Below are 13,746 nucleotides of genomic sequence, written 5' to 3'. Positions count from 1 at the left end.
CCTACGACAACGCCCTTACGCCTCCTGCAGGCGCAGGGCCTCAAGGGCCACATAGGGCGCCCTCGCCCAGCGTTCCACCGCCGCTCGCACCACCTCGTCTGCAGCCGCACGCTTGCGCTCGCTGTCCGGGCTGAAGGCCATGCCGGGCTGCTTGGCGTCCGAGGCTGCCACCGCCTGCAGGCGCTCCCTGTCCCCCGCCTCAACGCGCAACAGAGCCGCCAGCCGATGCCAGGCCGCACCCGGCAGTTCGCTGTAGTTCACTGGCACTGCCCCCGACTCACGGCAGAGCCGCAGGCCGCCGTGCAGAATCTGCCCAATGTGCCGGGCCATTCTGTCGACTCCAGTCAGTGCCCCGGACGAGTCCAGAGAGATCGCACCCAGAAGTCCCGGCACCATGTGCATGCCGGGCTGGCGCAGGTGCGAGACGACGATTTCCAGCGGATCTCGATAGACGAACAGGCTCGGCGTCATGGGGTACAGCTGGTGCAGGCTCGATGCCTGGAAAACATTCCAGGCATCGAGCTTCACCACCAGGGCCTGCTCCGTGCCGAGGCGCCGCTGACCATAGGCGCTGAGCAACCCACGCACGCCCTCGCCCGCTTCGGCTGCAAGCTCCGGAGCCTGCAGCCCAGCGCGCAGCAGCGTGTCCAACGCCGGAGCCTCGGAGACGACGATGTTCTTCTCGTCGCTGGCAAGCAGTTGCGCCAGCAGGGTCGAGCCGCATCGCGAGGCATGATGGATGAACAGGCTCGGCGCCACACCGGGACTTGCTTCGCGCCATTGACGCATGGCGTCCAGCGAGCTTTCCCGACGCATCGCCTGGTTGAACGGCAACCGCAGTGCCCGGCGCACACTGTCACTGAAGAATGGCTCGCTTAACGGCGTGGAGCCGAACCAGCACCAGTCGACCCGCCAGTCGTCTCCCGCAGCGAACACCCGAATCGGCAGCCAGCCTTTCCAGTCATCGCACCCGTCCATCAGTAACTCCGTTGATCCAGCCAGGCCTGACGCCCTTGGCGCATGGCCGCACGGACATCGTCATCCTGAAAGCGCAGCCCGAGCCCGGCTCCGAGGGCCACTGCGCGCTCGCAGAAGTCTCGGGGGTCCTGAAGGTCCCGCAGCGCCGCGGCAAGGTCCGCGCGGCGCTCCAGCTGGCGGCGGAATTCGGCGAACGCCAGGGTCGAACATGCCGGCCGGCACGCGGGGGTATCCTGTAATCCGCTGGTGATCTGCCGGCGCAGCCAGTCATTACGCCGGGCGTCGACCACCAGGTGTACCCGCGCCTGTTCGCCGACATTCTCCACCCGATGCGGCCGTGCCAGGTCGAGGAACCAGCATTCTCCCGGCGCCATCGGCACCACCTGCCCCTCAAGCAGGAACTCGACTCCTGGTCCACTGAGAATGGGAAGGTGCAAGCGCACATCCCCATCGGGGTCGCCCAGGTCGGGATCGCAGTGTTCACGGATGCTGCTACCCGCTTCCAGGCGCAGCAGGCGGGCGCAACGCACAGGCATCTCGATGCGCCGCAACAGCTCCTGCCAGGGCGGGCCGTACCAGCGTGTCGCGCAGGGCGGCTGCGTGCCACTGCCCTGCCCCGCCGACAGCGCGTGGTTCGAATCCTCCGGGGCGAGCAGGCTGATGCCGCTCCAGCCTCCGGTATGGTACGCAGTGTTGAAATGAGTGACCCAGGCGCTGGCCGGCAACGCAGCCACGGCAGCCTCCAGCCCCTGAGTCGAGAAACGCAACGGCAGCCGGGCGCAGGCCGGCAGGCAGAAGTCAGAAGCCACTTTCACGCACTCCCAGGGCCGCCAACCTTCGCCAGATGGCGCTGAGCGGCGACTCGCCGTTGGCGTCCAGCACCACCTCTCCGCGCACCGGCTGCGTCAGCTCGACTGCCTGGTCCGCACTCAGCCGCACGGCATATTGCCCCTGAACCGGCTGTGCGCGCCCCTCGCCGTCGCGCTGGACGGCGATGGGTCCCTGGCGGTCGGAAGCCAGGGCTTCCAGGTCGAGGTGCGAAGTACCGGTAGCATCCACCGACTCCAGGCGCACCGGGAGCGCCGGGCGCGATGGATCGTCAGCAACGAAGCGGCCCACCGCTCCAGGTTCGACCCGCCACACCGCCTGCTCGGCGACGTAACCGCGCAGGCGCACACTCGGCTCCACGACTCGCGCCAGTACCTGGCTCGGGGACAACCAGAGACCGGGAACCAGTTCGGGCAGCAGGTCCCGCACTACTCCGGCATGAGGCGCGCGGATTTCCAGACGCTCGCGTTGCGCAGCCAGGCCGCGGTACTCGGCCACCGCTTCGGCCAGGCGCTGCTCCAGAACACCTATATCGGCAGCTGTCTCGCTTCGGCCAGCCTGGCGCCGCAATTGCAGCTGGGTGATTTCAATTTCCCGACGGGTAATGCTCTGCCGCGCGGCGAGATCAGGGGACTCCAGTTCGAGCAGCAATTCGCCAGCGGCCACACTCTGTCCGTCGCTTACCACGATCCGCTTCAGCATGGCCGCCAGCGGCGCGTGGAGCGCCGACGCGCGCGTAGCCTCCAGCACCGCGGGAATCTCCACACTGCCACGCCAGGGCACCAGCAGTACCAGCAGCAGCGCCGCCAGCCCGGCGGCGCCCAGCAAAAGGCGTCCAGGCTGGGCCTGATCGCGCCGCTGCCACCACTCGCGCAATTCGCGCCAGATCGGCAGGCCGATGAACCACACCAGTTCCACCAGCATCAGGAAGATGCCCAACACCTTGAAGAACAGGTGATAGACCGTCAGCGCGATCCCCAGGAACAGCACCGCGCGCCATAGCCAGGAGCCGTACCCCCACAGTAAAAGGCGCCGCCGCAGTCCGTCAGGCCAGGGCTCGGGCATCGGATCGCCGTAGTCGAACAATGCCTCGCGCAGACGCCAGCGGCACAAGGCGAAGGCTCGTCCCTGAAGATTCTCGACGCCCAGCAGATCGCTGAGCAGGAAGTAGCCGTCGAAACGCATGAATGGATTGAGGTTGACCAGCAGGGTGGTGACCCAGGTCGCACTGGCAAGCATGAAGGCTGAAGTACGCAGAGGCCCGTCCGGCAGAAGCGACCAGGCCAGTAGCGCGATACAGGCCAGCGTCAGCTCGGCCAGTACGCCTCCCGCTCCGATCAGCAGCCGCGAGCGCCGATCGTTGACACGCCAGGCGTCGCTGACGTCGGTATAGAACAACGGCAACATCACCATGAACGCCACGCCCATGCTCTGCACCCGGCAGCCGGCGCGCTTGGCCATGAACGCATGGCCGAACTCGTGGCATAGCTTGGCGAACAGCAACGCGACACCGAAGGCCAGGGCACCGCCAAAGCTGAACAGGTGCGGGAAGGTCGCGAGGAAACGATCCCAGTCGCGCGCCACCAGCAACAGGCCCAGGCCAAGGGTCAACGGAAGGCCGATCCGCAGCAGCGGCCCGCCGTGGCGGGCCAACCAGGGCCAGGCGCGGTTGAGGAAGGCATCCGGCCGCCACAACGGAATTCGGAAGAACAAGTACTGGTGCAGCAGCGATTTCCACAGCCCGTGGCGCTGCAACGCAGCCTTCTGCCCGTAGCTGTTACGCTGCTCGCCGTCGGCCGAGCTGATCAGGTCCTGCTGGCGGAGGAATGTGAGCAACTGCTGCAACTCCTGTTCGCCCAGCAGATCCCCACCTTCGCTGTTGGCCGCTCGCAGCACCCGTTGCGGATCACCCAGCGCCCAGTGGCGCAACAGGCGCATCGCCGCCACGCCAAGCTTGAAGTAGCGCCCGCGCAGCGGGTCGGCCAGTGTCCATTGCGGCGAACCATCCAGCGCCGGGGCGCCTGGCGATAGCTGCAAGTCGGCGCGCAGCGCCGGCAATACCATCTAGAAGCCCACCGTCTGACGAAGCGCCGCCAGGGGACGACGCAACACGTAGAGCAGGATGGGCGCTCGCTCGCCATAGAGTTTGGCGGTACCGCGCAGACCGATCCGCGGCGGCGCGGAGTCGAAGCGCGCGTCCAGACGGTAGGCCAGTTGCCCGCCGGCGACGGGCTGGGCCTCATAAGCGCTGCGTGACAGGCGGGCGGCATGGCGGTTCAGCGGATCGCTGTCGAGGAATAGCTGGACCTCCGCCTCTGGCGCCAGGCGGATGGTATTGGCCACCGCGAGGTCAATGCGCAGCTCGGCCTGGCGCGGATCGGCCAGCTCCATCAGGCGCTCACCGGTCTGCACCGGTTTTCCGGTCCAGCGCTCGGCGTCGGCGAATACCGCGATGCCGTCGCGTGGCGCCCGCACTTCGGCGCGTGCCAGCAGGTCGCGGGCGTAGTCGCGCTCGGCGCGCTTCTGCTCCACTCGCGCCGCCAGCAGATCGACCCTGGCGCCTGATTCGGCGTCGGAGAAAGCGCGTTGCGAGTTGGCCTTGAGTTCGGCCTCGGCCACGCCGAGGGACCGCTCGGCCACGTCCGCCTGCGCTTGCAGGGTGGTGGCGTCGAAACGCACCAGCAGGTCGCCGGCCTTGACCGTCTGGTTGGGCTTGACCAGCACCTGCTGGATCACTCCGTCCAGCGGCGCGGCGATGACCTGGCCGTCCAGCGGGACGACCTCAGCCGGCGCCAGTACCGACTGGCGCACGGGTACGAGCAGCAACAGGCACAGCCCGGCGGCGATCATCGACAATTTCTTCTTCGGCCAACGCGCTCGCCAGGGCTTGCGCGGCTGCAGGGCTTTCCAGGCGTGGGCGTAGGCATCGCCCAGTTGCACCAGCAGCGCCTGCTCCGCTTCACTCCACGGTTGCTCGCGGGCCAGCCAGAGGCCGCCAAAGGCAGCCCCCTGCTGGTCCGCCAACGGCAGCCAGAAGACGTCTCCGGCGGAGAGCGCCTGCCAGTCAGCCTGCTGCTGCGCACCCAGGGCCTGGAAGTCGACGCGCTGTGGCTTGTCCAGGGCGCCGAGCCTCTGCAGTTGGGCACAGGCCTGCTCGACGAAGGCGACAAAGGGCGCATTGGGTTCGACGACGCTGATGCCGGTCAGCGCCTGCACCTTGCCCGCGATCAGCAGCGCCGCATGGCGGTAGCCGAACAGTGCCTGCCCGTCGTTGACGATGTGATAAGCCAGTTGCTCGACCGTTCCTGCTGCGCGGGCCTGGCGCTCCAGCTCGAGGAACTGGGCGAAGAGCCGCTCGGCCAGGCCGACCTGCGGTGCGTTCATGGCGTCTCCGCGAAGCGTGCCGTCCCGCTCATGCCGGCCAGCAGGCCCTTGGTCTCGGCCGGCAGCGTGGCAATCAGCGGCAGCATCTGGCTGCCCTCGTCGATCCGCGCGCCCAGGCGCTTTACCTCGGCCTGCAGCGGCTGGCCGGTTTCATCGGGAACGAAGGTGAAGGACTGCCCCGCCTTCAGCCTTGCGACCCAGCGTGAGGGCACCAGCAGGCGGATTTCCAGGCTGCGGTTATCAACGATTTCCAGCAGCGGCGCACCACCACTGACGCTTTCGAAAGGCTGCGCCTTGCGCTGTACGACCTGGCCGTCGTAGGGAGCAGTGAGCGCACAGCGGCGCACCTGGACCTGGTAGACCTGAGCCTGAGCCTGGGCTTCGGCAACCTTGGCCTCGGCCAGCGCGACTTCGAAGCGCCCTACCGAATTGAGCGCCGCCAGTTGGCGGTTGTGCGCCAGTTGCTCGCTGGCCGCCTTGGCACCGGCCTGTGCGGCGTTCAGTTGGGCCTGGTACGCGGAGCAATCGAAACGGACCAGCACATCGCCCTTGCGGAAGGATTGCCCCTCGGCGAAGGGCATCTCCAGGATGCGCCCGGCCAGCTCGCTGGACAGCATCGCCTGGTCGCGCGCGCGCAGGATGCCCCGGACATCGCCGGCCCCGCTGGACGCCGACGGGCTCGACAGCAGCGGGTCGTCCTGATCGGGCTGCGCCGCATGGGCTGCCCCCGACGCGCACAACGACAACCCCAAACCCAGCCAAATCCCTTTATGCATAGTGGTCTCCCCGGCAGATCGCGGGAGTCTACGGTACTCCGCAAGCGCCGGATATTGGCCGTAGCAGAAATCCTTCGTACGCTAGGCAGCCGTCCGGCACCGATGAAATGCCGGCGGCAAGCAGCAGACGCTCTGGACTGGCCCTTGGGGCCGCGATCATGGACGAGAGGGAAATGGACCAAACCATGCTGGATCAGGCACAACTACACCGGGAGGGCTACGCGCTGCTGCGCCAGGTGATCCCGCACGCGATGCTCGAAGAGCTGCGTGCGGCTTTCGACGCCAATGTCCTGCCATCGGATCAATGGCCGGTGCCCCGCGGAATGGATTGGCGCCATGCGCAGATGGACCTGGAGCCGGCCGTGCAGGCGGCGTGTCGGCTGCCGCAACTGCTGTCGGCAGCGGGCATGCTGATCGGCGAGGGCTTCTTCCTCGCCCAGGTCGAAGGGCGCGAGCCCTTGCCCGGCGGCGGTCATCAACAACTGCATCGCGATCTGTCGGCCCGGCGTCCGGGCGACATGGTCAGCGCCCTCGCCTTTCTCGATGACTTCGCTCAGGGAAATGGTGCCACCCGGATCGTTCCCCGCAGCCATCGGCCCGCTCCCGCAGCGCCGCCGCTCGACTTCCAAGATGAGTCCGCTTCCGTGCATCTGAGCGGGCGGGCCGGTGACATTCTGGTCTTCGACGTCGACCTGGTGCACGCAGGCAGCCTGAACACCAACGGTGCCCGCCGCCGCACGATCCTGATCAGCTACCGCTCGGACTCCCTCTACGCAGCGCATCTGGAGACGCTGGCCTTGCGCAATGTCCGTATGGACACGAGCGAGCGCTTCGATCCGGCAATCGCCGGACAAAGCGCTGCGAGGTCATGCGCACACCGCTGAGTGACGGAGACTTCACACCCGTCCGATCCTCATGTTGATCGGCCAACTGACCGCAAGCCGCGCTGCAGGGTCGCCCCAGCGCTCGGCCAGGTCGGCGGCGAAGTGCTGCAGCAGGTCTTCGCGCCCGGCTTCCCGGGCGCTGCGCACTGCCGACCAGGTGGAGACGTAGCCGAGGAACTCGTCGAGGGTCCATTCCAGGCGGATGGCGATCTCCGGCCCCGGAAACTCGGCGAAGGGGAAATCGAGGGTCGCGTAGCCGCTGTCCACCAGCTTGCGCTCGGCGGGCCAGTAAGGGCCGATCTCCTGCCAGTAGAAAGTCTCGAAACGCTTGCCCGGATCGCCGTCCAGGTGCAGCACGCCGTAGCTGATCAGCGCCAGGACCGCGTCGGGTTCGGCGATTCGCCGGACCTCGGCGTAGAACTTCGGCAGGTCGAACCAGTGCGCGGCCTGTGCCGCCGTGATCAGGCTGGCGCTGTGGTCGGCCAGCGGGAGTTCTTCGGCCTGGGCGCAGGCATAGCTCAGGTTCGCGCGGGGCGCGGCATGGGCAATCTGCTCCGCGCTGGGATCGAAGCCGACGACCGAGCTGAAATGCTCGGCCAATTGCCGGGTCAGCTGGCCGCTACCGCACCCCACGTCGACTGCCAACGCCCGGTCGGGAGCCAGCGAGGCCAGGCAGGAGGCAAGCTCCGCCGGGTACTCGGGGCGGAAGCGCGCGTAGGCCTGGCCGCCCTGGTCGAACCAGTTGCGCAGGTCGGTTGACGTGTCGTTCATGGCTGGCGGCTCCTGTCTTGAAAACTGGCCTGCCGCGACTGTAAAGGGCAAACGGGCCAGCACACCAGAGCCACACAGGCCGCAGCAGGACGCACGCCCTGCCCAGCCCATTGCATGGTCAGACCTGCGCCATGCCGCCATCGACGAACAACTCGATGCCGTTGATGAAGCTGGCCGACTCCGAGGCCAGGAAGGCCACCGCCTTGCCAATCTCGCGAGGTTCGCCCAGCCGGCCCAGCGGTACCTGGCTGGCCAGCGCATCGAACAGGCCCTGGCGCGCTTCCTCGGGCACTAGGTCGCCCAGGCCGGGAGTGCGGACCGGGCCGGGGCTGACGACATTGACGCGAATGCCCCGGTCCTTCAGATCCAGCGCCCAGGAACGGGCGAAGTTGCGCACGGCGGCCTTGCTCGCACTGTACACGCTGAAGTTGGCAGTGCCCTGGATCGAAGTGGTGGACGAGGTGAGGATCACCGACGCGCCATCGACCAGCAGCGGCAATGCCTTCTGCACGGTGAACAGCACGCCGCGCACGTTGGTGCCGAAGATTCGGTCGAAGTGTTCCTCGGTGATCGCGCCCAGCGGGAGCATGTCGCCGCCGCCCGCGTTGGCAAAGAGGATATCCAGCCGGCCGGCAGTTTTTGCGATCTGCGCGTACACCGCATCGAGATCGGCGAGCACCGAGGCGTCGGCACGGATGGCCGTGGCGGCCGGGCCGATGGCTTCAACGGCGGCGTCCAGTTCGGCCTGGCGGCGGCCGGTGATGAAGACGCGGGCACCTTGCGCGGCGAGTTCCTGTGCGGCGCCGAGGCCGATGCCGGTGCTGCCGCCGGTGACCAGTGCAACTTTACCAGTGAGGGACTTGTTCATGATGAGCTCCTGAGCTTTGCGAGTTGAGGGTTCTGCCTCCTGGCCGGCATCTGGCGCGGCTTTGCGGTGAGGCATGGCGCTACTCTAGGGCCCGGCAATTGATGGAAAAAGCGCATACAATGGAATGACTATCCATACCCATGGATAATCAGGCGATCCCCTTAGAGGAACTCCCATGGACCAGCTCCAGGCCATCCGTGCCTTCGCCCGCGTGGTGGAAGCCGGCAACTTCACCCGCGCCGCCGACTCGCTGGACATGCCCAACGCCACCCTCAGCAAGCTGGTGCAGGAGCTGGAGGCGCACCTGGGCGTCCGCCTGCTGCAACGCACCACAAGGCGCGTCACGGTGACGCCCGAAGGCCAGGACTACTACGCCAAGGCCAGCCGCGTATTGCGTGACCTGGAAGACATCGACTCGTCCTTCAACATTGCCCGCAGCAAGCCACGCGGCCATCTGCGCATCGATGTCGGCGGCTCGACCGCGCGGGACGTACTGATACCGCTGCTGCCGGACTTCCTGGAGCGCTACCCGGACATACGCATCGACCTGGGCGTGTCCGACCGCTCGGTGGACCTGATCGGCGACAACGTCGACTGCGTGATCCGCGGCGGCGCGCTGGACGCCTCGTCGCTGGTGGCGCGCGGCATCGGCCACGCGACCATGGTCACCTGCGCCTCGCCCGAGTACCTGCGCCACAACGGCATCCCCGCTTACCCCGAGGAACTGCGCAACGGCCACGGGCTGGTCAGCTACCTGTCACCGCAGAACGGTCGCGCGGTGCCCTTCCGCTTCGAGCGCGACGGCGAACGCAGCGAGCTGAAAATCGAGCACCGCATCGGCGTCAATGAAAGCAACGCGCACCTGGCTGCCTGCGTCGCCGGCCTGGGCATCATCCAGACCTTCTCCTACGCCGCCGGCGCAGCCCTGCGCGACGGCACGCTGGTGGAAATCCTCGCGGACTGGCGCCCGCCGCCCTATCCCTTCCACGTCGTCTACCCGCAGAACCGCTACGTCACTCACCGCTTGCGGGTGTTCATCGACTGGCTGGTGGAGTGCTTCCCGCCGCGGGTTGCCGGTTGAGCGCTCAGGGCGCCCTGTCTGCCAGCGCTTCGAGCAGGTCGGCCGAGGGCACGAAGAACAGGCTGCCCGTCACCGCCTTGCTGTAGTCCAGCAGGCGATCGTAGTTGCCGGCCGGGCGGCCGACGAACATGTTCTCCAGCATTTCCTCCACCGGTGCCGGCGAGCGGGCGTAGCCAATGAAGTAGGTGCCGAACTCCCCTGCCCCGGGCCTGCCGAACGGCATGTTGTCGCGCAGGATCTTCACTTCCTGGCCGTCCTTCTCCAGGGTGGTCAGCGAACTGTGCGAGCAGCTCGGTTTCACGTCGTCGGCCAGTTCGATATCGGCCAGCTTGGTGCGGCCGATGATGCGCTCCTGGGTTTCAGTGGGAAGCTGGTTCCAGCCGGCCATGTCATGCAGGTACTTCTGCACCAGGACGTAGCTGCCGCCGGCGAACTCCGCGTCTTCGTCGCCGATCAGGGTGAAGTGCGGAATCTCGCGCCCCTCCGGGTTCTCGGTGCCGTCGACGAAACCGATGATGCTGCGCATGTCGAAGTAGCGGAAACCCTGGACTTCATCGACCACCGTGACCGCCTCGCCCAGGCGCGCGACCAGCTGCGACGCCAGCTCGAAACAGAGGTCCATCTGCTCGGCGCGAATGTGCAGCAGCAGATCGCCCGGCGTGGAGACGGCGACCCGCTCGCCTGTGCCGATCTGGCGGAAGGCATGCAGGGACGCCGGACGCGGAGCGCCGAACAGTGCATCCCAGGCCGCCGAACCGAAACCCACCACGCAGGACAGGTTGCCCGCCGGCACGCGCTTGCCGACCGAGCGCACCAGCGCCGCCACGTCCTCGCAGAGGGCTCGAACCGGGCTCCAGTCCTTCCCCGGCATCAACGTCGCAACGAGGAAGATCGCGCTGCGGGTGATCGGGCTGTCGACTGCCTGGGGTACGGGGGATTCGTTGAGCATGGTTTCCATTCGCCGCCATCGGGGTTGGGAAGATGGGTTATCAAAGCAGGTCGCCTACCGCGATGACAATGCGGGCTGCGCATGACAAAGGGCCGGGCTTTCGAGCCGGCCCTTCGAGACAGCGGATGCTCTGCTACGCCCTAGCGCATCGCCGCGAGCTTGATACCGAAACCGAGCAGGCAAGCCCCCGCCAGCCGCTCCAGCAGATTGGCGACACGCGGGTTGGCGCGCATACGCTCGGCCAGCCTGTGGGTCAGCAGCACGGCTACCAGCCCGTAGAGGAAGGTCACGACCGCCACGGTCGCCGCCATGAAGGCGAAAGTCACCAGCCCCTGGTGCTTCACCGGATCGACGAACAACGGCAGAAAGGCCATGTAGAACACGATGGCTTTGGGATTGAGCAAGGTGATCAGCATGGTCTGGCGCAGGTAGTGGCCGTTGTCCATGCGGCTCTGCCGCGGTGCATCGCCTGGTTTGCTCAGCAGCATGCGCAGGCCCAACCATGCCAGGTAAGCTGCGCCCAGCCACTGCACCGCATGGAAGGCAGTCGGGTAAGTGGCGAGCAGCGTCGCTACCCCCGCCACCGCCATCCACAGCAGCACCTGGTCGCCCAGTATCACCCCGCAGGTGGCCGCCAACCCTGCCCTCACGCCGCCCTTGCCGGTCGCCGTGATCAACGCGAAGTTGCCGGGGCCGGGGATGGCCAGGAGCACCACGAAGGCGATCAGGAAGGCGCCGTAATCGGTCACTCCGAACATGAGGAAGGCTCCTGGGGCAGGTCAAGACTGAGTTGAGCGCCGAGTCTATCACCCGCCTCCTAGGGTTTTGACCTGCGCCGAGAGAGCGACCACTTCCAGCCTCCGCGCTCCCCGCCGCAGAGCCTTCGGTCGGCGGGCCGACCTTCTGCTCAGGTAATCTGAACGCATTGCCGGCCGGGCCCTCTACCGCACACACCCACGCAGGAAGACATCGCATGGACAAGCTCGGTAGCCCACCCTCCGCTCCTCCCAGCTATGTGCTCATTCTCGATGACGACTCGAACCTGGCCAGGATGCTGGGCATGGCCATGGAGGATCACGGGATCGAGGCCGTGGTCCTGGGCAATGCCGACGACGGGCTCGCCTGGATCAACGGCAACCCCGGGCAACTGGCACTGCTGCTGACCGATATCTCCATGCCCGGCAGCATCGATGGCGCCGAGCTGGCACGGCAGGTCGCCCGACGGTTTCCCGCCATTCCGATCATCATCATGTCCGGCGGCGCATGGAGCGACGACTATCCCGCCTGCCGCTTCCTGGACAAGCCGTTCGACCTTCCGACGCTGACCGGCCTCATCGACGAGGCGCTGGGAACACGCCATTGAATCGGCAGCGGCCAGCGCAGCGCACCTGGCGGCAGAAACAAAAAAGCCCCGCATCAGCGGGGCTTTTTCAGCGAACGATCGGTCAGATCACTTGCACTTGCTCGGCCTGCGGGCCTTTGGCGCCGGCAGTGACGTTGAAGGTCACGACCTGGCCTTCGTCGAGCGACTTATAGCCGGTGCCTTCGATGGCACGGAAATGGACGAAGACGTCCGCGCCGCTTTCCGGGGTGATGAAGCCGAAGCCCTTCTCGGCGTTGAACCATTTAACGGTACCGGTTTGGCGAGTTGCCATGATGAATCTCCAATCAAAAGGAAATCAGGCCATGCGACATGCCTGGCGTGACTGTATGCGAAGTGAAGAGGGGGCCGCAGAGATGGAGAATCAAGAAGACAAAACATCGGACGGTGCCGCTAAACCGAGCAGGCAGAGGCTCAGCATACAGATCTGGCAGGGAATAAGTAGCGATTTCGCATGAAAATGCTTAAATCGGCCGGGCGGTCGGTATTCACCGGTCGAGGTGGGTATAGTGTCCGCTAGCCGCCAGCCAGGTGGCTCATCACCTCAGGTGACCGAATGTCCGAGTCAGAGACGAAAAGCAAACGATCGGAGCTGGATAAGAAAATCTCAGCATTTCTTTCAAAAGGCGGCGAGATCCAGGAAATCCCTGCGGGCAAGCATGGCCGGACCGAACCCTACAAGCGCGCCGAATTCACTCTCGCCAAGCCCAGGAAGCCTGACGCCTGATTGATCCACGGGCAGCACAGAAAAGGCCGTATCCTTCGATACGGCCTTGTCATTTGTGCGCCAGGCTCGGGCTGGCCTACCACCTCGGGACTAGGCCGCCGGCCTTATCGAGAACAAGCCTGCGAGCAGGATCAGCAGTGCACCGGTGATCGTCCAGGCGGTCGGCGCCTCGCCGAAGACGATGAGGCCGATCAGCGTGGCGAAGGCCAGCAGCGAATAGTTGAACGGCTGCAGCGTTGAGGCCTGGGCGTACTTCAGCGCCTGGATCAGCAGCAACTGCGCGACGACCCCGGAGACGGCGACGATCGACATCAGCATGGCTTCGTGAGGCGTTGGCGTGACCCAGGCCGGCAAGCCAACCGCGCTTACGGACAGCGCTCCGGCAACTGCCATGTACAGCGTGGTGGTGGCAAAGGAGTCGGTCTGGCTGATGCGCCGCGAGAGAATGTTGAAGAAGGCAAAGGTCAGCGCCGCCGCCAGCGGAATCAGCGCCGCCGGCTCGAACACTCCCATGCCGGGACGCAGGATCAGCAGCGTGCCGCCGAACCCGACAGCCGCCGCCAGCCATTGCCGGCCGACCAGCCGCTCGCCGAGCAGCAGCCGCGCCAGGCCCAGCGTCATCAGCGGGAAGACCGCATAGAGCGCGTGGGTCTCGGCCAAACCGAGGTAGCGCAGCGCCAGGCCGAACAGCGCGATCTCGCCCACGCCCAGCAACGCGCGCACCACCTGCTGCCAGGGGCTGGCGCTGCGGGCAGCCTGGCGCACGCCACCCTGCGAACGGCAGACGACGAGCGCGAACAGCACGAAAACCCAGTAACGCACCATCACCAGCTCGCTCACCGGCAGGTGGCGGACGAGCACCTTGGTGATGCCGTCCTGGCAGGCAAAGATGAGCATCGACAGCAGGCACAGGCCGATACCCAGGCGTGGGTTGCTGGTAGCGGCCAGCGCGGTGGCCGTGGTCTTGCTGGTCATGGAGGAAGGCTCGCAGGCGGTGGCGCCTCGCTGCGGGCGCCTCCAGCGCTTGTGCCGGAGCGGCCGGGGCGTGGTCAAGCCAGGCGGCGCTGGCAAGCACGCCGATGTCGCCCGCAGGCCACCGGCACTTCAATCCCGCGCGGC

15 protein-coding genes are annotated in these 13,746 nt (G+C 66.6%); 4 read left to right on the top strand and 11 right to left on the bottom strand.

Annotated elements, in window-relative coordinates; all coding sequences use genetic code 11:
• Nucleotides 1-15 precede the first annotated feature (15 nt).
• The 5 genes from G4G71_RS13540 to G4G71_RS13520 are packed head-to-tail and all read right to left on the bottom strand — an operon-like array spanning nt 16 to nt 5,966.
• Nucleotides 16-978, bottom strand: a complete 963-nt coding sequence (locus tag G4G71_RS13540; RefSeq protein WP_169938331.1) for a sulfotransferase family protein — start codon at nt 976-978, stop codon at nt 16-18.
• On the bottom strand, nt 978-1,787 hold the full coding sequence (locus G4G71_RS13535) for an aspartyl/asparaginyl beta-hydroxylase domain-containing protein (protein WP_240964920.1): 810 nt from the start codon (nt 1,785-1,787) through the stop codon (nt 978-980). The genes G4G71_RS13540 and G4G71_RS13535 overlap by 1 nt, the downstream gene beginning before the upstream one ends.
• Entirely contained in the window at nt 1,777-3,870 is a 2,094-nt protein-coding gene (locus G4G71_RS13530) for a site-2 protease family protein (protein ID WP_169938329.1), read from the bottom strand. Before G4G71_RS13530 ends, G4G71_RS13535 begins: the two co-directional genes overlap by 11 nt.
• Nucleotides 3,871-5,190, bottom strand: coding sequence for an efflux RND transporter periplasmic adaptor subunit (locus G4G71_RS13525; RefSeq protein WP_169938327.1), 1,320 nt, complete (start codon nt 5,188-5,190; stop codon nt 3,871-3,873).
• Complete coding sequence (locus G4G71_RS13520) at nt 5,187-5,966, bottom strand: efflux RND transporter periplasmic adaptor subunit (RefSeq protein WP_169938326.1); 780 nt, start codon at nt 5,964-5,966, stop codon at nt 5,187-5,189. Before G4G71_RS13520 ends, G4G71_RS13525 begins: the two co-directional genes overlap by 4 nt.
• Before the next feature lie 185 nt (nt 5,967-6,151).
• Between G4G71_RS13520 and G4G71_RS13515 the strand changes: the two genes are divergently transcribed.
• Nucleotides 6,152-6,850: a phytanoyl-CoA dioxygenase family protein gene (locus G4G71_RS13515; protein WP_169942653.1), complete on the top strand. Its 699-nt coding sequence runs from the start codon at nt 6,152-6,154 to the stop codon at nt 6,848-6,850.
• A gap of 12 nt (nt 6,851-6,862) precedes the next feature.
• On the opposite strand, the gene G4G71_RS13510 is transcribed toward G4G71_RS13515, so the two are convergent.
• Complete coding sequence (locus tag G4G71_RS13510; protein ID WP_169938324.1) at nt 6,863-7,621, bottom strand: class I SAM-dependent methyltransferase; 759 nt, start codon at nt 7,619-7,621, stop codon at nt 6,863-6,865.
• 118 nt (nt 7,622-7,739) lie between these two features.
• Nucleotides 7,740-8,489, bottom strand: a complete 750-nt coding sequence (locus G4G71_RS13505) for an SDR family NAD(P)-dependent oxidoreductase (RefSeq protein ID WP_169938322.1) — start codon at nt 8,487-8,489, stop codon at nt 7,740-7,742.
• A 175-nt stretch (nt 8,490-8,664) separates the two neighbouring features.
• On the opposite strand from G4G71_RS13505, the gene G4G71_RS13500 reads away from it, so the two are divergent.
• Nucleotides 8,665-9,570: a LysR family transcriptional regulator gene (locus G4G71_RS13500; RefSeq protein WP_169938320.1), complete on the top strand. Its 906-nt coding sequence runs from the start codon at nt 8,665-8,667 to the stop codon at nt 9,568-9,570.
• A gap of 4 nt (nt 9,571-9,574) precedes the next feature.
• On the opposite strand, the gene G4G71_RS13495 is transcribed toward G4G71_RS13500, so the two are convergent.
• Nucleotides 9,575-10,519: a Dyp-type peroxidase gene (locus tag G4G71_RS13495; protein WP_169938318.1), complete on the bottom strand. Its 945-nt coding sequence runs from the start codon at nt 10,517-10,519 to the stop codon at nt 9,575-9,577.
• 140 nt (nt 10,520-10,659) lie between these two features.
• The gene (locus G4G71_RS13490) at nt 10,660-11,277 is read right to left on the bottom strand and encodes a LysE family transporter (RefSeq protein WP_169938316.1); all 618 of its coding nucleotides are present in this window, start codon (nt 11,275-11,277) and stop codon (nt 10,660-10,662) included.
• A gap of 215 nt (nt 11,278-11,492) precedes the next feature.
• Between G4G71_RS13490 and G4G71_RS13485 the strand changes: the two genes are divergently transcribed.
• Nucleotides 11,493-11,882, top strand: a complete 390-nt coding sequence (locus tag G4G71_RS13485) for a response regulator (RefSeq protein ID WP_169938314.1) — start codon at nt 11,493-11,495, stop codon at nt 11,880-11,882.
• A gap of 82 nt (nt 11,883-11,964) precedes the next feature.
• On the opposite strand, the gene G4G71_RS13480 is transcribed toward G4G71_RS13485, so the two are convergent.
• The gene (locus G4G71_RS13480) at nt 11,965-12,174 is read right to left on the bottom strand and encodes a cold-shock protein (protein ID WP_024763772.1); all 210 of its coding nucleotides are present in this window, start codon (nt 12,172-12,174) and stop codon (nt 11,965-11,967) included.
• A gap of 282 nt (nt 12,175-12,456) precedes the next feature.
• Between G4G71_RS13480 and G4G71_RS13475 the strand changes: the two genes are divergently transcribed.
• A complete protein-coding gene (locus tag G4G71_RS13475) occupies nt 12,457-12,627 on the top strand; it encodes a hypothetical protein (RefSeq protein ID WP_164488274.1) in 171 nt (56 codons plus the stop codon).
• Nucleotides 12,628-12,717: 90 nt separating this feature from the next.
• Here G4G71_RS13475 and G4G71_RS13470 read toward each other — a convergent pair whose 3' ends face one another.
• Nucleotides 12,718-13,602 (bottom strand): DMT family transporter, encoded by an 885-nt coding sequence (locus G4G71_RS13470; protein WP_169938312.1) that lies wholly within the window; start codon nt 13,600-13,602, stop codon nt 12,718-12,720.
• Nucleotides 13,603-13,746 lie beyond the last annotated feature (144 nt).

This window comes from Pseudomonas multiresinivorans (assembly GCF_012971725.1).
GTDB classification, from domain to species: Bacteria; Pseudomonadota; Gammaproteobacteria; order Pseudomonadales; family Pseudomonadaceae; genus Pseudomonas; species Pseudomonas multiresinivorans.
The sequence above is the reverse complement of the archived record's forward strand: the minus strand, read 5'-3'. Positions and strand labels throughout refer to the sequence as shown.